We start from the raw sequence: 20,289 nt of genomic DNA, 5'->3' as shown, positions 1-20,289 counted from the left end.
TTGATTGGAATTTTAGGAATAAAAATTTTGCGTGATTCAGAGATTCTTTAGTTTTTTTCTTAGTCTAATTTTCCCTAAGCTCTGTTACGGTTGCCAAGAACCCGGGGAATTTTTATGTCGTGAATGTTTGGAAACTTTAAAAATAGAAAAGGTAGTAGGGCGTTGCCCACACTGTTTTCATATTTTAGGAATAGATGAGATAGCGACTTGCCGAGCTTGCCTTCCATCATTTTCTCGGAAATCTTATTGTTTATATGTTCCTTCTGTGAAAGCACTTTCTCTATACTCTCAGGCTCGTCTTGGAAAATTGCCCACCATTAAATTTTTCACAAGAGTTATAAGATATCAGTGGGAGCTTTACGAAATTTTTCCTAAAAAGATTTTTTATCTAATATCAAAAATTCCTAAAGATTTTGTGAAACAGTTATCTAAAGAAACAGGAGTTCCTTATCAGGGAATTTTACCTCTAGGACGCCAATTAAATAGTCTAAAAAAATACATAGATACGGGACCTATATGTATTTTATCTGACTATCCATTATCTCGTGAATGGCAGAATAATATTGAAAGGTATGCTCCGCGACCTGCAATACTTATCAGTCTTTTTCTTTCTGAGACTCTTCGTTGATTCCGACAATAGCTACATAGCCTAAAAGACGCACTCCTTCATCAACGCATAGAGTTCCTGCTTGGATATCACCTTTAACCATCGCTTCACCGCGGAGTTCTAATTTCCCACTGACTGTAATATTACCTTCAACAACACCTTCAATAACTGCTTCTTGAAGTTGTATATCAGCCTTTACACAACCTTTAGGACCTATAACTATTTTTCCATTAGAAACTAAAATACCTTCAAAGGTGCCATCAATGCGTAATAAACGGTCAAAAGCTAATTCACCTTTAAATGTTACGCCCTCTCCAAGAGTGGTTTCGGGTTCTTCTGTAAATGAGGGTAGGGAGTCAACTTCAGAAGATGGAGACGTCCATTTTTGTGGTTCTTCAATTAAAGGATAAGAAGAAGATAACGGACGTGTTTCTGGAGATTTTGGAGAATCAAAAAGATTTGGTGGAGAATCTAAACGCTCAGATCTAGGATAGGAGGGATAATTAGAATGTGAAGGTGTTTCTTCTTCATATAATGTCTGAACATCTTCAAAGGGACTTTTTCCAGTTCTACGGAACATTAGGAATTCTCCTAGATTACCCAACAATGTGGTTTTTACATAAACTAATTTGACGCGTTAAAGTTTCATCTTTTTCTATTTTCTGTTCTATAGTTTTGCAAGCATAAAGTACGGTCGAATGAGTTTTCCCAAAGGCAGAACCTATAGCAACTAGAGAATCTGTGATTAAGGTTTTTGCGAGATACATAGCGACTTGCCGAGCTAAAACAAGTTCTTTAGAACGTGAGGTTCCTTTAAGGTCTTGTAGCTTGACTTGAAAGACAGTAGCAACACTTTTTAATATACTTTCTACAGAGACTTTTTGTTTGGAAGGGGAGCGGAAAAGCTCTTTTAAGGTATCTCGAACAATACTTTCTGTAAGTGTCTTTCCAAATAAACGACAGTAGGCAGTAAGCTTATTAATAGCTCCTTCAAGTTGTCTAACATTTCCATAAATATGATCGGCAATATAGAAGGCGATTTCATTAGGAATAAGCAGACCTTTTTGTTCTGCTTTATGTTGTAAAATTGCTACACGAGTTTCTAAATCAGGAATTCCTACGTGAGCCACCAATCCCCATTCCATTCTAGCAATGATACGCTCTGACAATTTCAGTTGTCCTGGAGGCTTATCACTAGTAATAACGATTTGTTTATTTAAATTAATTAGAGTCTCAAAAGTATTACAAAACTCTTCTTCAAAATTTTGTCTATTTTGCAAAAACTGGATATCATCGACAAGAAGTAGATCTAAAGAACGATAAAAATTTTTCATCTTATCGATAGATTTCAGTCTAAGGTGTTGTACCAAATCATTGATGAAAGCTTCTGTAGTAATGCAATGAACGCGAAGATTTTTATGATGTTCTCTAACGTAGTGACCTACAGCATGGAGCAAATGAGTTTTCCCCAGGCCCACACCTCCATGGATAAATAGAGGGTTATAAGAACGCCCAGGACGTCCTGCTATACCTACAGCTGCAGATTTGACAAATTGGTTTGAAGGGCCTTCTATGAAATTATCAAAACGGTAAGCTGCGTTTAATTTTAGTTCAAAGTCTTTAGATTCTTCAAAAGTTTCTGCAGGGCTCTCTTGTTGCTCTCGAGGTGTAATAGGTTGCGCGGGAGCTTTTTTGATTTCTGCAACAACAAATTCTAAAGCTGGCTCTCCTTGGGCATCAAGGGGAACGAAAGAACACAGATCTTGTTTGTAATTATCAAGAAGGTAATTTTGAACAAAGATGTTGGGAACTTCTAAACGGATTTTTTCTTGTGTTTCTTCTATGATTTGAATAGGAGAAATCCAATTTTCAAAAGCCGTTTTTGAGCAACGTGTCTTAACATAATTCACAAACTGTTCCCAAGTACTACAATCGTTACAGGTTAACATGCTGCTCTCTTTAACGTGTCGAGAATTTTCTTATAGACGGGCAACTTATGCTCGTTTAAGAAGAAATTGCCAATGTACCATTGGTATTGATAAGCAATCAATAGTTTTTCTGTAAAAAAAACAGCAGGACGATTTCAAATGGATCAGGAATTATTATAAAAATGAACGTGACCGTTCTTAATAAATACACGCAAGATTAGTTAGAAAGAGCAATAGGTTTTTTGATTGTTCTTTTAGTGTAGCTCATAAGCAAAGCCTCGGCATCATTAGCGATTATAGGATCGTCGCATGATGTAAGATAGACAGCTATGGCAGAGGCTTCGTCAATACGATTCAAACAAAAGAGAGCTTTAGTTTTGTTTAGTAACGTAGGAAGATGATCTCCTTGCATACGTAAAGCTTGATCTAAGACTCCTAAAGCTTTAGCATTCTCTCCAATTTGCAAATATAATCCGCCAAGAGTTTGGAAATCATAAATACTTAATGGGTCTAAAATAACCAAGGCTTCGAAAAAGAGGATGGCTTTTTGGTAATGTCCCTGACGAAGAAATATATATCCAGAAATGCGTAATTCTTCGAGTTCTTCATCTCCCCATCCTAAGATGGCTTTCCATTCATTATCCAACATATTTTAGCCTTGAACAAATTGAAAAATACGAGAAATAACGTAATCGATCATGATATTAGAAGATTTCAATCCTAGATCAATAGCTTTGAGTAAGATTTTTCCTTCTTGAACGAGAACGTCTTCTTCAGAATCAGAAGCTTCTTCTTCCTCTTCTTCACTTTCTTCTTGATCTTTATAAGAGAGAAAAGGTGTTACACGACTTTGATAAGAGAATTTTCCTCGAGTCAGTACCTTTAAGTAGGAAGAAATTTTCTCTAAATCATCATCTTGTTGATCTGGAGATCCTAATGAAGGGGCTAAATAAGGAGTCGAGAATCGCTGTTTATGGAAGTTATTAGGAGGCGAAAAGAAAGCCCAGTGGGTTTTCTTATTCGTCTGCATAAGAGAAGATAAAGCCGAAGGTTTTGGTGTCATGTCCAAAATTTGGGCATGCTTGGCTACATCACGGATCGTCAAACTTTCCATGTGAACTTCCTTGCGGAAATCGTTCACTACTTTATTGTTAGACGCGTGTTTTTCGTAAACAGAGGTACTGTAATTAAAAATTTCTACCATAATACAGCCTTTAAAACCCTACTTTCTAAATCATAATAGGGTAAAGGAAAAAGTCAATAGTCTTAATTAGTCTTAAAATCAAAAATGACAAATAATAGAAATCTTTCCCCATTCTCTCTAATGGTGTATATTTTTCTCGTATTGTTGTTTTTAGAATGATTTAGGCGTTTTTGTGTCTGAGACCCCTTCCCATATTCCGGTATTAGTAAACGAATGTTTATCATGGTTTTCTAATCGAAATCCACGATCTTTCTGTGATGTCACTGTAGGAGCCGGGGGTCATGCTGAGGCGTTTCTTTCTGCCTATCCTTCTATAATTTCTTATGACGGATCTGATCGTGATACATCTGCTTTATCTTTAGCAAAGGAACGTTTGGAAAAATTTGGAGATCGCGTACATCTTCGTCATGCCTCGTTTGAAGATCTGGCTAAAGATTCTAGGGAAGATGTTTATGATGGTATACTTGCTGATCTTGGGGTTTCCTCTATGCAGCTAGATACTTTATCTCGAGGTTTTAGTTTTCAAGGAGAAGGTCATGATTTAGATATGCGTATGGATACTTCTAAGGGAATTACTGCAAGTGAAGTGTTGAACACGCTTCGGGAAGAAGAGTTGGGTAAGATTTTTCGTGAATATGGAGAAGAACCACATTGGAAAAATGTAGCTAAAGCTGTAGTGCATTTTAGAAGACATAAGAAAATTATTACTGTGAAAGATTTAAAAGAAGCAACAGGAAAGGTTTTCCCTTCATATCGTTTGCGTAAGAAAATTCATCCATTAACTTTAATTTTCCAAGCTTTACGGGTGTATGTAAATCAAGAGGACGTGCAGTTGAAAGTATTGCTAGAGTCTGCTATGCGTTGGCTTGCTCCTGCGGGGCGTTTAGTGATTATTTCGTTTTGCAGTTCGGAAGATCGTCCTGTAAAATGGTTTTTTAAAGAGGCTGAGAAGTCAGGACTAGGACAAATTCTTACTAAGAAAGTCATTATGCCTACATATGAAGAAATAAGAAAAAATCCTCGTTGTAGATCGGCAAAACTCCGTTGCTTTGAAAAGAAATCCTCATGAATAAATATCGTTTTTTGCGCTTGTTTTTTTGTTTTTGTTTTCTAGGTGGTTTACTTTATTCCTATATTAATAAACAAAATGACCTGACAAAACTACGATTAGAAATTCCTTCTTTATGGTCAAAGTTACGCCAAAGAGAACAAGAAAATATTGCTTTGGGCTTTCTTATTGATAAAATCGAAAGTCCTGAACATCTCATGCATATAGCAAGCCTACCCGAATATCAATATCTCCAATATCCTACAGAAGATAGTGTTTGTGTTGTGACCTATGAATCATCGTAAATACTTAACAATGATTACTTGTGGAGTGTTGCTAGCCTACTCTTTCCTTATTGTACGTTATTATAAAATTCAAATTTGTGAAGGGAAACGTTGGGCTGCTGAAGCATTGGGGCAACATGAATTTCGAGTTAAGGATCCTTTTCGTCGAGGAACGTTCTTTTCTCAGATGAATGTACGTAAAGGAGATCCTGAGCAGCGACAGCCTCTAGCTGTTGATATTACTAAATTTCATCTTTGTTTAGACGCTGTAGCAATTCCAGAAGAACATCGCGATACCATTGCTGAAAAAATATTTAATCTTGTTGCTGATGGGGATTATGGAAAGTTACGCGGAGAATTTGATAGGAAGTCTAGACATAGAAAGTTATTTTTATGGCTAGATCGTACTGAACGTGATCGAATTCTTTCTTGGTGGCGCGGTTATGCATCTAAATCTAAAATACCTTCTAACGCTTTATTTTTTATAACCGACTATCAAAGGTCATATCCTTTCGGAAAACTTTTGGGTCAAGTTCTCCATACTCTTAGAGAAGTGAAGGATGAGAAAACAGGAAAAGCCTTTCCTACCGGGGGATTAGAAGCATACTTCAATCATATTCTTGAAGGAGAACCTGGGGAGCGTAAGTTTCTTCGTTCTCCTTTGAATCGTTTAGATCTTGATAAGGTTACAAAAATTCCTAGGGATGGATCGGATATCTATCTGACTATTAATCCATGTATACAGACAATTGCTGAGGAGGAATTAGAAAAAGGTGTGAAAGAGGCTCGAGCTAAGGGTGGGCGCCTAATTTTAATGAATGCCTATACTGGGGATATTCTAGCCTTAGCGCAATACCCTTTTTTTAATCCTGCAGAGTATAAGGATTTTTTCAATGATAAGGAAAAGATAGAGGATACGAAAGTAAAATCAGTAAGTGATGTTTTCGAACCAGGTTCTATTATGAAACCTCTTACCATTGCTATTGGATTGCTTGCAAATGAAGAGATGTTAAAAAAATCAGGGAAACCTTTATTTGATCCTTCTGAACCTATAGATGTTACTCGTACCGTTTTTCCTGGAAGAAAGCAATTTCCACTTAAGGACATTTCATTAAATCGTCGTTTAAATATGTATATGGCGATACAAAAATCATCTAATGTCTATGTTGCGCAACTTGCCGATCGTATAGTACAGAATTTAGGAAGTCATTGGTATGAAGAGAAGCTGTTGTTATTGGGATTTGGAAAGAAAACAGGAATAGAGTTGCCTGGAGAGGCGTCGGGATTAGTGCCATCACCAAAGCGTTTTCATATTAATGGTGTTCCTGAATGGTCTCTATCGACACCATATTCTCTTGCTATGGGTTACAATGTTCTTGCCACAGGAATACAGATGGTAAGGGCTTATGCGATTCTTGCTAATGGTGGTTATGATGTGCGTCCTACTTTGATAAAGAAAATTGTGACCACTTCTGGACAAGAATATATATTACATTCTCGAGTTAGGGGAGAAAGGATCCTTTCTCAAAATATCGTTGATGAAGTATTGAAAGCTATCCGATTTACTACATATCCTGGAGGCACAGGATATCGAGCTTCCCCTAAAAATCATTCTAGTGCTGGTAAAACAGGAACAACAGAAAAACTTGTTAATGGAAAGTATGACAAGCATCGTCATATTTCTTCATTTATCGGAATCACACCTATATATCCTGGAGAAGAAACCAGTGTTCCTCTTGTTATGCTTGTTTCTATAGATGATCCTGATCATGGGGTTCGAGAGGACGGTACTAAAAATTATATGGGGGGTAGATGCGCTGCTCCGGTATTTGGTCGTGTGGCTGATCGAGCACTATCTTATCTAGGGGTTCCTGAGGATAAACAAAAATATGATTACAAGAAGGAAGTTGTTTCTATGAAATCTTTATATGAGGAGTGGAATCGTTCGGGGAAATAAGCCTATGCTGCTAAGTTGTAATAAATAGGGGTTTGAGAAAATTCCTGTTGTTGCTGGCAAAGACGGGTTAACAACGATATAATTGTAAAAATTATTTTTAATACCAGTATAACGAAACCCAAGCTGAGTGTTTCAAAGATTGCTGCGAAGGTATGAAAAGTAACGTCTACTTTACTATCTGTTTTCGTGGGTGCTGCAAAGATGCTAAATAGTTTAGCTGCTCCTAGGATGTTCCCTAATATGGGAATCGCACGTGCGATGGTTTCTAAAATAGAATTTTTATTATTTAACAGCCAGTCATTGTGCATGATACCCTGATGATTGCGTATGCAGCCCCATCGAATGATTTTTGGGAGATTTCTCGTATGCGCAACGAATTGCTCGTTATCTCTATAAAAACAGCTATTTCCTATTAAACTAGCCTGATATTCAAGACGCCGTCTCATCTTTATCCTTATGGATTTCACTTCTAATCGAAGAGGAAAAGATTTTATCAGCAAAGAGGCTCTTATCACTATAAAAATATCATATTTTTTAAGCAGAAGAAAAAATTAGATGGACTATTTTAATTGTTGTAAGTAAACTAGTTCGGCGGTAATTTTTTTGAGCCATCGTTGATATTCGAAAGTTTATTTATAATGCGTGAGCACGAACGAAACTTTTTTTCTGCATTCACAGACAAAAGAGTATCTACAGACATATTAAGAACAATTTTGTATATAGAAGGAGGCATTCCTTGAAAGAGGAGCCTCGGGCTAAAAAATGAATTTAAAAGAACTCCTTAACAACATAGAAGCAAAGGTTTATGGAAAAATTTCTCCCATAGATGTGAGAAATCTTACCAAAGATTCCCGTAATGTTGGATTAGGAGATATTTTTATAGCCAACAAGGGCAAGCATTGTGACGCGAACGATTTTTCAGTGCTTGCTGTTGAAAACGGAGCTATTGCTGTAGCTTCTTCAATTTATAATCCTTTTCTATCTGTTGTTCAAATTATCTCTTCAAATCTTCCTCGGCTTGAAGCAGAGCTTTCTGCAAAGTATTATAATTATCCCTCTAAAAAACTCTGTATTATAGGTGTTACAGGTACCAACGGTAAAACTACAGTTTCCCATTTAATAAAATTCCTGTTTGATTCCTGTGATAACCCCTCGGGTTTGATAGGAACGATCGAGCATATTTTAGGAAACAATCGTATTCAAGATGGTTATACCACTCCCGAATCTTGTCTATTACAAAAGTATTTAGCCGAGATGGTGAAAAACCGTCTAACATCTGCAGTTATGGAAGTTTCTTCCATAGGTCTTGTTTTAGAGAGGCTAGCTCACATCGATTTTGATATTGGAATTTTAACTAATATCACTCTTGACCATTTGGATTTCCATAGTTCATTTGAAGAGTACGTAAATGCGAAGCTGAAATTATTTTCAATGCTTCCGGCTACAGGATTAGCGGTCGTAAATAGTGATCTATCTTATGCTTCGCGATTTTTAGAAGTCACTCAGGCACAGCCCATTACTTATGGAATAGAGAGGTCATCAGATTATCTGGCTGCGAATTTAAGACCCTCTCCTTTTGGAACAGACTTTGATTTGATCTATAGAGGGGAATCTTTCCCGTGTCGCCTACCTTTAATAGGGAAACATAACGTTTATAATATTCTTGCATCTATAGCAGTCACGCATCAAAGGTGTGATTGTGATTTACAGAAGCTGATCTCTTTAGTCGCGAATGTGGAATCTCCTAGAGGACGCTTAGAACCTATATTTTCTGGCCCCTGTCCTATTTATATTGATTACGCGCATACTCCAGATGCTTTGGAAAACGTGTGCAAAACATTACATAATTTACTTCCTGAAGAAGGAAGGCTCATTGTTGTTTTTGGATGTGGAGGAGATAGAGATCATAGCAAACGAAAAATTATGGCTAATGTAGTCGAGAGATACGGATTTGCTGTTGTGACTTCGGATAATCCTCGAGGGGAAGATCCAGAAAACATCATCCAGGATATTTGTTCAGGATTTGTAAAAAGAAATTTTTCCATCGAAATCGACAGAAAACAAGCAATTACATATGCTTTGTCCATTGCCTCAGATAGGGATATAGTGTTAGTGGCAGGGAAAGGGCATGAGACATACCAGATCTTTAAACATCAAACCATCGCTTTTGATGATAAGGAAATTGTGCGCGGGGTATTGTCATCTCATGTCTAATCGCTATACGTTGCTTACTTTCTGTATCTTTGGAATGACTTTTGGAGGAATCGCAGCTGAGAGTGCGCCTCCACAGCGCGTACGTCGCAATGAAGTGATCTTTATTGACCCAGGACATGGAGGTAAAGATCAAGGCACGGCGAGTAAAGAATTTCATTATGAGGAAAAGTCTTTGACCTTATCTCTTGCGTTTTCACTACAGAGTTATCTCAAGAGAATGGGGTATAAGCCAGTTCTTACCCGGACATCAGATGTTTATGTGGATCTAGGGAAAAGGGCGGCTTTAGCAAATCAAAACAAAGCTGATATTTTTGTCAGTATCCACTGTAACCATTCGTCTAACACATCAGCCTTTGGTACTGAAGTATATTTTTATAATGGTAAAAATAATGTTGCTTCCAGAAGCCGTGCTTCAGAAGCTCTAGCTAAGGATGTCCTAAACGCAATGCAAAAAAATGGGGCGTTGAAAAATCGAGGAGTGAAGAACGGGAACTTCGCTGTTATTCGAGAAACAACAATGCCTGCGATTTTAATTGAAACTGGATTTCTTTCTAATTCTAGAGAACGAGCTGCGCTTTTAGATGCACGTTACCGAATGCATATAGCCAAAGGCATGGCCGAAGGCATCCATACGTTTCTTACTGGTCCTAATTTTCAAAAAACGAGTTTAGCAAATATTAAGGCCAGAAAACTTTCTGCAAAGGCGAGTTAAATTTCTAATGAGAAAAAATGAAAGGAAGAAGAGGTCGTCCTCGATGCGATTCGAACGCATGGCCTGCTGCTTAGGAGGCAACCGCTCTATCCTACTGAGCTACGAGGACACCAGGTCCAGTACTTTATCAAGTTAGATTAAAGAAGTCACGCGTTTGCCGTTATTAAATTAGAATATGAAAGCTTAGAATTTTTTTGTCGGACTATAAGATGCAGCAATCATAAGTTTTGGCAAATATGAATCTTCGTTACTTATAACGATATAGAACAACTACGTATTTTTAAAAAATGTCTTGAATCCAAAGGATGAATAGATATGATACGCATATACTTCAAAAGTTTATTATTTAGGGCTACTCAACAAGTTACTTTAGGGCACTTTAATTAGGAGGCAACGGCTAATATGGCTACCATGACCAAGAAAAAACTGATCAGTACAATATCACAGGATCACAAGATTCATCCGAATCATGTGCGTACTGTAATCCAAAATTTTTTGGATAAAATGACAGATGCTCTAGTCAAAGGTGATAGGTTAGAGTTTAGAGATTTCGGCGTTTTACAGGTTGTAGAAAGAAAACCTAAAGTAGGGCGCAACCCTAAAAACGCTACTGTTCCCATTCACATTCCTGCAAGACGTGCCGTGAAATTTACTCCAGGAAAAAGAATGAAACGCTTAATCGAGACTCCTTCGAAGCATTCCTAATTTCGTGCCTTTCTCTTTTATCTAATTTATCAGAGTCAAGTTTTTAGGATTACTTAGGGACTTGACTCTAAAGTTTTTTGTTATTATTGTCTGGACGCAATCCGTTTCTGAGTAAAAAAATTGTGAATAGTGATGGGATCACAGCTAAGATTGCAAGAATGTATCGAAGTGTTTCCCCATTCGAATTTTGATTTGCAGGTTAAGCAGTTAATCTATGCTTCTCAGGATAAAAAACTTCGTAATTTTGTTTTTAAGTTTTTCCGACATCATCCTTTATTAAAAGTTCACGACATAGCGAGAGCAATTTATTTGCTTATGGCTTTGGAAGAGGGACAAGACTTGGGATTAGATTTCTTGAAATTAGAACAAGAATGTTCTGGAGCTACACGTTTATTTTGTCGTGGAGGTTTCCCTTGGAAAGGTCTTCCTTATCCAGGAGAACATGCAGAGCTTGGACTTTTACTTTTGCAAATCTCTAGATTTTACGATAATAGTTTAAAATATGCTGAAAAGATGAACTCTTTCCAGCAGGCATTATTTATGCATGAATCCACGATTTTTCCTGCTTTATGGAGCCAAGAACATACTCGATCTATCAAGGAAAAGACCACGTTAAGTAAATCCTTTCTATATCAGCTAGATCAACAGGTAGCTAGTGAATATAGCTTTACAGATCCTAATCTCGGTTTTTGGATGCAACGAACACGTTCCGCATCCATTTTTGTTTCTGGATCAGGATGTAAAAGCGGTGTCGGGTCTTATTATTCCGGAGATGTGGGTATAGTAAACTATGGCCCGTGTTGCGGAGATATTAGTGATTGCAAGGGATTCGGTCTTTGTGGAATGGTTAAAGATTTTTCCATTTTAGAAAGTCAGAGTGTTACGGAAATCTCTTTTCTTTGTGCTACAGCAATACCTTATTCGAGGATTACGGGGTTTTCTTACTTACAAGATGCTTATCTGGGGTCAAAAATTCGTCATCATATCAAGATCTCAGAGAGGCAGTGTGAAGTGCTCTCTTTGATAGAAGAAGACCCTTGTAAGTCTACATTTTCGATTTTCTGTAAGGGAAAAAGTTGCCAAGTAGTTGAGGGTCCTAGATTGCGATCAAGTTCTCTGGACTCTTATAAGGGGCCGTCAAATGATGTAATAATTCATGGAGAACGGGATTCTCTGCGTATTCTGTGTTCCAGTCCCTATATGGAAATTTTTTCTTTACAGGGAAAAGAAAGATTTTGGGGAAGTAATTTTTTGATTAATATACCCTATAAGGACGCCAGCGTCTCTGTTGTTTTTGAAAAATATAATTAATAGTTTATTATTTTTTTGAAAGTTCGAAATAAAACAATCTTATAATTGTTTTTTAAGAATTATTTGTATTAAAATTATCCTTTCTGTAAGAGGAGAAAACGTTATTATGGAGCTTCTTCCCCACGAAAAACAAGTGGTAGAGTACGAGAAAACGATAGCCGAGTTTAAAGAAAAAAACAAAAAAAATTCTTTACTATCCTCCTCAGAGATACAGAAATTGGAACGGCGTTTAGATAAGTTAAAAGAGAAGATCTATTCTGATTTGACACCGTGGGAGCGTGTGCAGATTTGCCGTCATCCCTCTCGTCCTCGCTCTGTGAACTATATCGAAGGAATGTGTGAGGAATTTGTTGAGCTTTGTGGGGATCGTGCGTTTCGTGATGACCCTGCCGTTGTGGGGGGATTAGCTAAAATCCAGGGCCAGCGCTTTATGCTTATTGGTCAGGAAAAAGGGTGCGACACCTCCTCTCGTATGCATAGAAATTTTGGGATGCTTTGTCCCGAAGGTTTCCGCAAGGCATTACGCCTAGCAAAAATGGCTGAGAAATTTGGTTTACCTATCATTTTCTTAGTAGACACCCCTGGAGCTTTCCCCGGTCTTACAGCCGAAGAACGTGGTCAGGGATGGGCTATTGCTAACAACCTTTTCCAATTAGCTAGATTAAAAACCCCGATTATAGTTCTCGTTATTGGTGAGGGGTGTTCCGGAGGTGCTTTAGGAATGGCAATCGGCGATGTCATTGCTATGCTAGAGCACTCCTACTATTCTGTAATTTCTCCCGAAGGTTGCGCTTCTATTCTTTGGAAAGATCCTAAAAAGAATAGCGAGGCAGCTGCTATGTTAAAAATGCATGGTGAGGATCTCAAGCAATTTGCTATTGTGGATGTTGTAATTAAGGAGCCGGTAGGTGGGGCACACCACGATCCTGCTACTGTATATCGCGATGTTCAAGATTTCATTCTTCAGGAATGGTTGCGGTTAAAAGACCTATCGATAGAAGATTTATTAGAAAAGCGGTATCAGAAATTTCGAACTATAGGTCTCTATGAAACTTCTTCTGAAAGCGGTCCTGAGGCATAAAAAGCATCTTACGCTATTAGGTTTTTCCCTATTTGCTATTTTAGGACTAACTGTTTCTTCTCAAGCGGAGATTTTTTCTTTAGGCATTATAGCAAAAACAGGACCCGACGCTTTTGTTCTTTTCGCTCGCAAGGAAAACAATCGACTTGTGAAAGCCTCTCAGTTAAGCCAAGATCAGATTCTAGAGAGATGGTCTGACATCTCTCCTGATTCCGACACGATAACTTCTGCACAAGCACATGCCTATATTTCTCGTTATGGAAAAGGAACTACGTCCATAACCAGCAGATTATCATGTCTTATTTCTCAGCATATAGATCTATCACGTTTTGGTTCTTTAGCCTTATTTTTAGTCATTGTGGCGATTTTTAAAGCAGTAACTTTGTTCTTTCAGAGATTTTTATCTCAAGTAGTGGCTATTCGTGTAAGTTGTGATCTTCGTAGAGATTATTTCAAAGCTTTACAAAAGCTTCCAATGACATTTTTCCATACTCACGATATGGGAAATCTTAGTAGTCGTGTGATTACTGATTCCACAAGCATTGCTCAAGCAGTAAACTCTTTAATGGTTAACTATGTTCAGGCTCCGATAACCTTAACACTAGCTTTAGCAGTATGTTTATCAATATCCTGGAAATTTTCTCTTTTGGTGACGGTTGCTTTTCCTGTATTGATTCTTCCTATTGTAATCATTGCTAGAAAAATTAAGGCCTTAGCGAAGAGAATACAAAAAAATCAGGATAAATTTTCTTCGGTGCTTTTAGATTTTCTCGCAGGAATTCTCACTGTAAAGGTCTTTCGTACAGAATCTTTTGCTTTTAAGAAATATTGTGATCAAAATAATCAGATTGCTGCTCTGGAAGAAAAAAGTGCAGCTTATGGTTTGCTTCCACGCCCACTATTACATACGATAGCTTCTTTATTCTTTGCTTTTGTTGTGATCATTGGTCTCTACAAGTTCAATATTCCTCCTGAAGAGCTTATTGTATTTTGTGGATTACTATATCTTATCTATGATCCTGTGAAGAAATTTGGAGATGAAAATACAACCATTATGAAAGGTTGTGCAGCTGCTGAAAGATTCTATGAAGTGCTTTGCCATCCTGATCTTCATAATGAGTCTGAAGATAGTCAAGAATTCCTTGGTTTAACAAAAAGTGTAGAATTCAGAGATGTTTCTTTTTCTTATGATAATGAGAAAACAGTTCTTAAGGAGCTGAATTTTACAATAAACAAAGGTGAGGCAATTGGTATTGTTGGCCCTACAGGAAGTGGGAAAACAACGATTAGTAAGTTATTGCCTAGACTATACGAGATATCTCAGGGAGAGATTCTTTTAGACGGAATTTCTATTAAAGACTATAGCAAATCTTCTCTTAGGAATCATATCGGCTGTGTTTTACAAAATCCGTTTCTATTTTATGATACTATTTGGAATAACCTTACTTGCGGTAAGAATATCCCCGAAGATGATGTCATTCATGCGTTAAAACAAGCCTATGCTTACGAATTCGTTCAAAAAATGCCCCAAGGAATCCATAGTCTTCTTGAGGAATCTGGGAAAAATCTTTCTGGAGGACAGCAGCAAAGATTAACTATAGCACGAGCCTTATTGAAAAATGCTTCTCTCTTAATTTTAGATGAGGCTACATCTTCTTTAGATGCTATTAGTGAAAACTATATCAAAGAAATCATCGGACAGCTAAAAGGTCAATGCACCCAGATAATCATTGCTCATAAGCTCTCTACTCTTGAATACGTAGATCGGGTAATTTATTTAGAGCAAGGAAAGAAAGTCGCGGAAGGAGTAAAAGATGAGCTTTTATCATCGTGTCCTGCTTTCTTGAAAATGTGGGAATTATCAGGAACTAAGGATTGGGAATCATCTCCATCCACAAGTTCAGAATTGATTACACCACTTTCTTTCTAAAGCAAGAATTAGATTTGGCTGGGGATAGAAGTTTCTACAATATCATAGATAGAAGAAGTGAATGCGTAAGAAAGTTTTTCTGCTAATATACTTCTATGTTTTTTAAGGTATTCCTCACCTTCTCGCGTAGCATAATCTGAAGTGATTTTCATCATCATACAAGGCAGGTTATGATTTTTGCATAATCTAGCAATAGCATACCCTTCCATATCCACAAGCTGGAATGTCTCATGAAATCCATATTTATAAGGAGCGTGAGCAGAAACTAAATTGGCTTTTGGGAGATTAGGAATAGCTACGATCTCTAATTCAATTGCAGAGTCGAGTTGCTCTGGAGTGGTTTTGCTAAGCTTTGATACTTTATCGATAGTATAGAAGGTCTGCAAAGGAAGATCAGGAGAACAACTTCCAGCAAAGCCAAGATTCACACAGGAATCATAATTTTCTAATTTAATATCTCTTAAGGCTTGTATAACGCCATCTTCTCCCCATTGTTCTAAAAGAATCATGTCCATAGCTATAGACATATGTGAATCTCGACATTGATAAAAATTTTTATCAGCTCGATTAAAAGCAAAATCTTCAATAAGAGATTTTGCTTCATCCATATCCGCGAGAATAAGAAGAATTTTACAAAGGTAATTAGATAAGGCAGCTGACATAATTTGATAATGTATAAAGAGATTTTTTCCCTGAATTAGATAATACAAGAGTTTCATCGTTTACATATGTATCGATGAACTTACGAATAACTGTGGTATCTTTATTTCTAGAATATTCTAAAGCTTTATCTTCAGAGCCTCTAGGATCTTTCAATGCTAGAAATAGAGATTTTCTTAATGCTAGGGTTAAAATATCTACAACAGTTTGTGGAACTGTTTTTGACACAACAAGACATCCTAAAGGTAAGGGGAGTTGTGTTCTCTCTTCCCATAGTTTCCCTAGATCTGCTCTTAAAAATAGTTGTGAGTTGTAGCTGAACCTTTCCTCATGAATGATCGCACCTGCATGTACATCATCACGTAAAATGGCTGCAAGGATCTCACCATATTTCATGGGGATCAGTTTTGCATCAGGATAGAATATCTTACAGAGTAAATGTGCTGTTGTTGTTTCTCCAGGAGTTGCTATAGAGGTTATAGGTGCCGTAGGATCCGAAGATAATATTAGAGGTCCTACACCATAGCCGATAATAGTGCCTACTTCCATGAGGATATAATTATCCGCAACTTTTGGAAATAATGCTGCCGATATTTTTATTAGAGAACAGCGATGTTGCAAAGCTAATTCATTTAATGTTGCAATATCTGCAATGGTAATTTGATTTAATAATGAGAAACCTTCATGACGTTCTAAAAAAGAACGAAATAAAAAAATATCATTGGGGCAGGGTGAAAAAGCAGCTGAGAGTATCATGTCATTTGTTTCATTAAGTCGATGGCAGCTTTCATGTCTTTATCCAGATTGCCTTGGTTTTCTAACCATTGGATATAAGATGCGGGAACCTCGGTTAGAGGTTTGCCTCTATATTTTCCGAAAGGCATTTTAAATGCTTTAGGATGACGGCTCTCTTCCATTAGAGCAAGTACTTGTTCTGCAGAAAGATCTCCTATAAGTGCAGAAAATACATTGTGTAGGGTAATTACATCATCTAAAGCGCGGTGGGCTTGGTTTTCTGCAAAACCGTATACCTGACGTAAATATTGTAAATTATGTTTGGGTAAATCTGGGCGATATTTTTGTGCCCATTTTAATGAATCTATTGTTCTTAAAGATAAGGGTTCTAAGGAATGTCTACGACATTCCTTTTCAAGTAGTGGGAAGTCGAAACTATCATTATTATGTGCAACAAGGACAGCTTCATTTCCGCAAAAATCACAAAATTGCTTGTAGGCTTCTGGAAATTTCGGGGCTGAAGTCACTGTAGATGTAGTAATCCCATGAATTTTTGATGCTTCCTCAGGAATAGGAATCTCAGGATTTACATAAGTGACAAAGGATTCTTTAGTAGCGTTGTTATAAGCAGCAATTTCTATAATACGATCTTTATCTATCTGAGTTCCTGTAGTCTCCGTATCGTAAAAAATTAGTGCAGTCATCAAATCTTCCTAAATTATTCCTGTCTTTCTTTACGTGCTTGTTTTTTCAATTCGTCAAGATTCATATTTCCTGAAGAGATCAAGCCTATAGCGTGAGAAAAACTATCGCAAACCAACCTAATTGTGTCGATATATACACGCAATAGTCTTTCATTAATTTCACCATTTAGACAAGGAACTACTAAACGATAAAAAATTAATCCTTGTTCCTCATCCATTCCAAATCCAGGAACGTCCACATCTCTATTTAGCAAGTGAAGAAGGCGTGCTGTGGCTTCTTTTTGGTTGTCATAGAGTTGATAAGGGAAGTAGCAAATCATTTGAAGAATTTCTCCTTCACTACGAATCACAAAAAACAAAGGCAACTCGTGATCTTCTACTTGGATATTGATATAAGTTAATCCACTTTCTCTTTCTAAAAGAGGCTCTAATCCTGCATGTGTGAGATATTTTGATAGATTATTTTGATTTAAAGACCATGTTGTCATTTAAAAACACTCCAAGTTGTTCATAAAATATGCTTAAAATTCTTTGTCAGTAAGATTAGAGGTCTGAGTATTATCTACTTTTTTATTCTTATGAAATTTTCGTATGCTCTTGCTAAGAAAATCAGAAGTAGATGAAGGTTCTTTCTTTTCATTTTGTTGTAGGAGTTCATTGATGTCTGTGTCGGGAGGAAATTCTGAAAGTAGTGTAATTTTCTCTCCTGATTCTGCAATGATAAGAATTTTGTTTACCACGCGAATGATGTAGATACAAGTTTTTTGATTTAAGGAGCGTCGATCAAGAATTTTAATTGTTGAAGTATTTCCAAACCCCTGACCTTTAGATTTTAGGAACTTCTTAAATGCCCATACTCCAATACCAAATAGTGTAAGAAGTAACATTAAAGATCCTAACATCTTAAACATTTCCAGTTTCATATTTTCTGGAAACATTCCTTGAAGATTTATTTGCTCATTAGAAGTATCAGCAAGAGCAAGATCGTCCATACAAAATGTTAGATAAGAAAGAATTTTATAAGGCATATTTAAGACCTTTTTGAGTTTCTATAGTCATAAAATAACTAAGAAACAATTTGATTTTAGGACATTTCACTAACGAATTGTTTTCGATCAGTTCTTTATAAGTTAATGTTTGATAGGTTCCAAGAATAAATTAAACTGTAACTTTGTATATTCCTGCAAGAACGATGTAATTAAGATGACTAATTTTGAAATTTAAGAAAATATACTCCGATCGATCTTGAAGTGTTTTTAATAGTCTCTTTCTTTATCGTGTTTTATGTTGATTTTGTTCTTTAGAATAGATGTAATTTTTAACAATCGATCTATGCAGATATTGGGATGTATAGGAAAATCATAATAGGTTTAAGGGGAGTGGTAAGATTGCTTTATGGATAGATTACTGATTACAGATATAGATGGTACAATTACGCATCTTCCACATCATTTGGATCCTGAAATTGTTAAGAATTTAAATTATCTTCATAATTCTGGATGGAAAATATTTTTCCTTACTGGGAGATACTTTTCTTATGCGAATCAATTATTCAAAGATCTTTCGATTCCATATTTATTAGGATGTCAAAATGGTGCTTGTGTTTGGTCATCTGAGGATAAGAAGTTTCTTTATTTTCAAGATATCCCTAATGAGATTTTACATACGTTAGAGATGTGTGTGGAAGATAGTGATGTGATTTTTTCCATAGAATCCGGAGCTGTGAATCAAGATCAATATTATCGATTTACATCCTGTCCTAGTGAAAAAGAGCTTTTACGCCATTTAGATCCTGTATATTTCCCTTTTGTAAAAGATAGGGAGAGGTTAGTAGAGAGTAAAAAGCTTTCTAGAGATTATCCTCATAAAATGTTCGCTGTCGCAAAAATTTTTGGTAAAAAAAATGAAGTAGAAAAGATAGAAGAAAGAATTCATAAGTCTAAAGAGTTAGTAGAGAATTTGACTATCACATGCATGCGATGGCCCTTTGATTTTGATTACTCCATCTTATTCATGACAGACAAATCTGTATCTAAAGGTTATGCTGTTGATCGTATTGTCGATTTGCTCTACGAAGGTCAAAAACCTTTCATTATGGCTTCTGGGGACGATGCTAATGATATTGATTTAATTGAGCGTGGAGATTTTAAGATCGTGATGAATTCTGCTCCAAAACACATGCATGTCATAGCGGATTTCCTTGCCTCCCCAGCGAAAGATTTGGGAATTCTTCGAGCGTGGGAGGCGGGTATAAAAATGTATCAAAGAATTAAGAATTCTTAGGGAGCATTTCAGGTCCAATTCCCATAATGTTTGCTCCGTGATCTACATAGAGAGTTTCTCCGGTAATAGCACTGGCTAGCGGAGAAACTAGAAATGCGGCAGCAGCTCCGACTTGTTCTGTTGTCATAGGTTTAGGGATTGGAGACCAATCTAAGTAATAATCTACCATTTGTTCGATAAATCCGATAGCTTTCCCCGCACGGCTCGCTAGAGGACCTGCAGAAATAGTATTTACACGAACTCCCCATTTTCTTCCTGCTTCCCAAGCAAGCATTTTGGTATCACTTTCTAATGCGGCTTTTGCTGCGCTCATACCGCCTCCATAGCCGGGTACAGCACGTGAAGAAGCCAAATAAGTTAAGGAGATACTGCTGCCACCAGGGTTCATAATAGGTCCAAATTGTGCTAATAAGCTAACTAGAGAATAACTCGAAGTGCTTAACGCAGCTAGATAACCTTGACGCGATGTTTCTAAAAGCGGTTTAGAAATTTCCGGACTATTAGCTAGAGAATGGACTAGAATATCAATATGACCGAAATCCTTTGTTACCTGTTCAACGACCTCAGAAACGGTATACCCCGAAATCCCTTTGTAGCGTTTGTTTTCTGCAATATCTTGAGGAACATCTTCAGGTTTGTCGAAACTTGCATCCATGGGATAAATTTTTTTGATTTCTAGGAGTCTTCCGTCAGACAATTTTCTTGATTCATTAAACTTTCCCAAATCCCAGGATTGGGAGAAGATTTTATAAATAGGTACCCAAGTGCCTACAATGATAGTAGCTCCAGCTTCTGCTAATATTTTAGCGATTCCCCAGCCATAGCCCTGATCGTCGCCAATGCCTGCTATAAAAGCTACTTTGCCAGTTAAATCGATCTTTAGCATATGCCAACCTTATTATCTAAGTCCGTATTGATATGGGGAG

General features: G+C 37.0%; 22 protein-coding genes and 1 tRNA gene. 11 read left to right on the top strand and 12 right to left on the bottom strand.

The genetic code is table 11. The annotated features are described in order from the left end of the window. Window positions 1-31: 31 nt before the first annotated feature. Window positions 32-628, top strand: a complete 597-nt coding sequence (locus tag O1W70_RS01025; protein WP_332381302.1) for a hypothetical protein — start codon at window positions 32-34, stop codon at window positions 626-628. Here the strand turns inward: O1W70_RS01025 and O1W70_RS01020 are convergent. The 4 genes from O1W70_RS01020 to O1W70_RS01005 all read right to left on the bottom strand — a co-directional run bounded on the left by O1W70_RS01020 (window position 597) and on the right by O1W70_RS01005 (window position 3,739). Further along, window positions 597-1,187 (bottom strand): polymer-forming cytoskeletal protein, encoded by a 591-nt coding sequence (locus O1W70_RS01020; protein WP_332381303.1) that lies wholly within the window; start codon window positions 1,185-1,187, stop codon window positions 597-599. The two genes, O1W70_RS01025 and O1W70_RS01020, sit on opposite strands and share 32 nt — an antisense overlap. 16 nt (window positions 1,188-1,203) lie before the next feature. Then, the gene (gene dnaA / locus O1W70_RS01015; RefSeq protein ID WP_332381304.1) at window positions 1,204-2,556 is read right to left on the bottom strand and encodes a chromosomal replication initiator protein DnaA; all 1,353 of its coding nucleotides are present in this window, start codon (window positions 2,554-2,556) and stop codon (window positions 1,204-1,206) included. 196 nt (window positions 2,557-2,752) lie between these two features. Next, on the bottom strand, window positions 2,753-3,184 hold the full coding sequence (locus O1W70_RS01010; RefSeq protein WP_332381306.1) for a type III secretion chaperone: 432 nt from the start codon (window positions 3,182-3,184) through the stop codon (window positions 2,753-2,755). A 3-nt stretch (window positions 3,185-3,187) separates the two neighbouring features. After that, window positions 3,188-3,739, bottom strand: coding sequence for a DUF5399 family protein (locus O1W70_RS01005; RefSeq protein WP_332381308.1), 552 nt, complete (start codon window positions 3,737-3,739; stop codon window positions 3,188-3,190). Window positions 3,740-3,911: 172 nt separating this feature from the next. Here O1W70_RS01005 and rsmH point away from each other — a divergent pair, with 172 nt between their 5' ends. From rsmH to O1W70_RS00990, 3 genes are read left to right on the top strand one after another with little or no spacing between them, the layout of a single operon-like run. Next, complete coding sequence (gene rsmH / locus O1W70_RS01000; RefSeq protein WP_332381309.1) at window positions 3,912-4,808, top strand: 16S rRNA (cytosine(1402)-N(4))-methyltransferase RsmH; 897 nt, start codon at window positions 3,912-3,914, stop codon at window positions 4,806-4,808. Continuing rightward, the gene (locus O1W70_RS00995) at window positions 4,805-5,092 is read left to right on the top strand and encodes a hypothetical protein (protein WP_332381310.1); all 288 of its coding nucleotides are present in this window, start codon (window positions 4,805-4,807) and stop codon (window positions 5,090-5,092) included. The genes rsmH and O1W70_RS00995 overlap by 4 nt, the downstream gene beginning before the upstream one ends. After that, window positions 5,079-7,028, top strand: coding sequence for a penicillin-binding protein 2 (locus tag O1W70_RS00990; RefSeq protein WP_332381311.1), 1,950 nt, complete (start codon window positions 5,079-5,081; stop codon window positions 7,026-7,028). Before O1W70_RS00995 ends, O1W70_RS00990 begins: the two co-directional genes overlap by 14 nt. Before the next feature lie 2 nt (window positions 7,029-7,030). Here the strand turns inward: O1W70_RS00990 and O1W70_RS00985 are convergent, their stop codons facing one another. Then, window positions 7,031-7,474, bottom strand: a complete 444-nt coding sequence (locus O1W70_RS00985; protein ID WP_332381312.1) for a hypothetical protein — start codon at window positions 7,472-7,474, stop codon at window positions 7,031-7,033. A gap of 316 nt (window positions 7,475-7,790) precedes the next feature. Between O1W70_RS00985 and O1W70_RS00980 the strand changes: the two genes are divergently transcribed. Then, window positions 7,791-9,242 carry a UDP-N-acetylmuramoyl-L-alanyl-D-glutamate--2,6-diaminopimelate ligase gene (locus O1W70_RS00980; protein WP_332381313.1) on the top strand — a complete coding sequence of 484 codons (1,452 nt, stop codon included), beginning with the start codon at window positions 7,791-7,793 and terminating at the stop codon, window positions 9,240-9,242. Further along, window positions 9,235-9,954: an N-acetylmuramoyl-L-alanine amidase gene (locus O1W70_RS00975; RefSeq protein WP_332381314.1), complete on the top strand. Its 720-nt coding sequence runs from the start codon at window positions 9,235-9,237 to the stop codon at window positions 9,952-9,954. The genes O1W70_RS00980 and O1W70_RS00975 overlap by 8 nt, the downstream gene beginning before the upstream one ends. Window positions 9,955-9,989: 35 nt before the next feature. Here the strand turns inward: O1W70_RS00975 and O1W70_RS00970 are convergent. Further along, a tRNA-Arg gene (locus tag O1W70_RS00970) sits at window positions 9,990-10,063 on the bottom strand. Window positions 10,064-10,356: 293 nt separating this feature from the next. On the opposite strand from O1W70_RS00970, the gene O1W70_RS00965 reads away from it, so the two are divergent. From O1W70_RS00965 to O1W70_RS00950, 4 genes are all read left to right on the top strand, one after another. Next, complete coding sequence (locus tag O1W70_RS00965) at window positions 10,357-10,659, top strand: HU family DNA-binding protein (RefSeq protein ID WP_006344016.1); 303 nt, start codon at window positions 10,357-10,359, stop codon at window positions 10,657-10,659. Window positions 10,660-10,785: 126 nt separating this feature from the next. Further along, window positions 10,786-11,970, top strand: coding sequence for a hypothetical protein (locus O1W70_RS00960; protein WP_332381672.1), 1,185 nt, complete (start codon window positions 10,786-10,788; stop codon window positions 11,968-11,970). Between the two features lie 106 nt (window positions 11,971-12,076). Beyond that, window positions 12,077-13,051 carry an acetyl-CoA carboxylase carboxyltransferase subunit alpha gene (locus O1W70_RS00955; RefSeq protein ID WP_332381316.1) on the top strand — a complete coding sequence of 325 codons (975 nt, stop codon included), beginning with the start codon at window positions 12,077-12,079 and terminating at the stop codon, window positions 13,049-13,051. After that, entirely contained in the window at window positions 13,017-14,981 is a 1,965-nt protein-coding gene (locus tag O1W70_RS00950) for an ABC transporter ATP-binding protein (RefSeq protein ID WP_332381318.1), read from the top strand. The genes O1W70_RS00955 and O1W70_RS00950 overlap by 35 nt, the downstream gene beginning before the upstream one ends. A gap of 8 nt (window positions 14,982-14,989) precedes the next feature. Here O1W70_RS00950 and O1W70_RS00945 read toward each other — a convergent pair whose 3' ends face one another. The 5 genes from O1W70_RS00945 to O1W70_RS00925 are packed head-to-tail and all read right to left on the bottom strand — an operon-like array spanning window position 14,990 to window position 18,108. Next, window positions 14,990-15,643 (bottom strand): hypothetical protein, encoded by a 654-nt coding sequence (locus O1W70_RS00945; RefSeq protein ID WP_332381320.1) that lies wholly within the window; start codon window positions 15,641-15,643, stop codon window positions 14,990-14,992. Then, on the bottom strand, window positions 15,624-16,397 hold the full coding sequence (locus O1W70_RS00940; protein WP_332381322.1) for a 1,4-dihydroxy-6-naphthoate synthase: 774 nt from the start codon (window positions 16,395-16,397) through the stop codon (window positions 15,624-15,626). Before O1W70_RS00940 ends, O1W70_RS00945 begins: the two co-directional genes overlap by 20 nt. Continuing rightward, entirely contained in the window at window positions 16,394-17,080 is a 687-nt protein-coding gene (locus O1W70_RS00935; protein ID WP_332381324.1) for a putative quorum-sensing-regulated virulence factor, read from the bottom strand. The genes O1W70_RS00940 and O1W70_RS00935 overlap by 4 nt, the downstream gene beginning before the upstream one ends. Before the next feature lie 14 nt (window positions 17,081-17,094). Beyond that, entirely contained in the window at window positions 17,095-17,568 is a 474-nt protein-coding gene (locus O1W70_RS00930) for a YbjN domain-containing protein (RefSeq protein ID WP_332381325.1), read from the bottom strand. Window positions 17,569-17,601: 33 nt separating this feature from the next. After that, window positions 17,602-18,108 carry a FliO/MopB family protein gene (locus O1W70_RS00925; protein ID WP_332381326.1) on the bottom strand — a complete coding sequence of 169 codons (507 nt, stop codon included), beginning with the start codon at window positions 18,106-18,108 and terminating at the stop codon, window positions 17,602-17,604. 367 nt (window positions 18,109-18,475) lie between these two features. Here O1W70_RS00925 and O1W70_RS00920 point away from each other — a divergent pair, with 367 nt between their 5' ends. Next, on the top strand, window positions 18,476-19,363 hold the full coding sequence (locus tag O1W70_RS00920; protein ID WP_375797243.1) for an HAD-IIB family hydrolase: 888 nt from the start codon (window positions 18,476-18,478) through the stop codon (window positions 19,361-19,363). On the opposite strand, the gene O1W70_RS00915 is transcribed toward O1W70_RS00920, so the two are convergent. Next, a complete protein-coding gene (locus O1W70_RS00915; RefSeq protein ID WP_332381330.1) occupies window positions 19,350-20,249 on the bottom strand; it encodes an enoyl-[acyl-carrier-protein] reductase in 900 nt (299 codons plus the stop codon). The genes O1W70_RS00920 and O1W70_RS00915 overlap by 14 nt on opposite strands. Window positions 20,250-20,289 lie beyond the last annotated feature (40 nt).

The organism is Chlamydia sp. 16-02 (assembly GCF_042235055.1).
GTDB lineage: Bacteria > Chlamydiota > Chlamydiia > Chlamydiales > Chlamydiaceae > Chlamydia.
Note: the sequence above shows the minus strand (reverse complement) of the source record. Positions and strands in the feature narration are given on the sequence as shown.

Bases quoted from the DNA above. Each gene is read 5' to 3' on its own strand.
- O1W70_RS00975 (WP_332381314.1), top strand. From the start codon at position 9,235: ATGTCTAATCGCTATACGTTGCTTACTTTCTGTATCTTTGGAATGACT.
- O1W70_RS00925 (WP_332381326.1), bottom strand. From the start codon at position 18,108: ATGCCTTATAAAATTCTTTCTTATCTAACATTTTGTATGGACGATCTT.
- dnaA (WP_332381304.1), bottom strand. From the start codon at position 2,556: ATGTTAACCTGTAACGATTGTAGTACTTGGGAACAGTTTGTGAATTAT.
- O1W70_RS00965 (WP_006344016.1), top strand. From the start codon at position 10,357: ATGGCTACCATGACCAAGAAAAAACTGATCAGTACAATATCACAGGAT.
- O1W70_RS01005 (WP_332381308.1), bottom strand. From the start codon at position 3,739: ATGGTAGAAATTTTTAATTACAGTACCTCTGTTTACGAAAAACACGCG.
- O1W70_RS00945 (WP_332381320.1), bottom strand. From the start codon at position 15,643: ATGTCAGCTGCCTTATCTAATTACCTTTGTAAAATTCTTCTTATTCTC.
- O1W70_RS00995 (WP_332381310.1), top strand. From the start codon at position 4,805: ATGAATAAATATCGTTTTTTGCGCTTGTTTTTTTGTTTTTGTTTTCTA.
- O1W70_RS00940 (WP_332381322.1), bottom strand. From the start codon at position 16,397: ATGATACTCTCAGCTGCTTTTTCACCCTGCCCCAATGATATTTTTTTA.
- O1W70_RS00980 (WP_332381313.1), top strand. From the start codon at position 7,791: ATGAATTTAAAAGAACTCCTTAACAACATAGAAGCAAAGGTTTATGGA.
- O1W70_RS00985 (WP_332381312.1), bottom strand. From the start codon at position 7,474: ATGAGACGGCGTCTTGAATATCAGGCTAGTTTAATAGGAAATAGCTGT.
- O1W70_RS00990 (WP_332381311.1), top strand. From the start codon at position 5,079: ATGAATCATCGTAAATACTTAACAATGATTACTTGTGGAGTGTTGCTA.
- O1W70_RS01020 (WP_332381303.1), bottom strand. From the start codon at position 1,187: ATGTTCCGTAGAACTGGAAAAAGTCCCTTTGAAGATGTTCAGACATTA.
- O1W70_RS00955 (WP_332381316.1), top strand. From the start codon at position 12,077: ATGGAGCTTCTTCCCCACGAAAAACAAGTGGTAGAGTACGAGAAAACG.
- O1W70_RS00950 (WP_332381318.1), top strand. From the start codon at position 13,017: ATGAAACTTCTTCTGAAAGCGGTCCTGAGGCATAAAAAGCATCTTACG.
- O1W70_RS00935 (WP_332381324.1), bottom strand. From the start codon at position 17,080: ATGACTGCACTAATTTTTTACGATACGGAGACTACAGGAACTCAGATA.
- O1W70_RS01010 (WP_332381306.1), bottom strand. From the start codon at position 3,184: ATGTTGGATAATGAATGGAAAGCCATCTTAGGATGGGGAGATGAAGAA.
- O1W70_RS00930 (WP_332381325.1), bottom strand. From the start codon at position 17,568: ATGACAACATGGTCTTTAAATCAAAATAATCTATCAAAATATCTCACA.
- O1W70_RS00920 (WP_375797243.1), top strand. From the start codon at position 18,476: ATGGATAGATTACTGATTACAGATATAGATGGTACAATTACGCATCTT.
- O1W70_RS00915 (WP_332381330.1), bottom strand. From the start codon at position 20,249: ATGCTAAAGATCGATTTAACTGGCAAAGTAGCTTTTATAGCAGGCATT.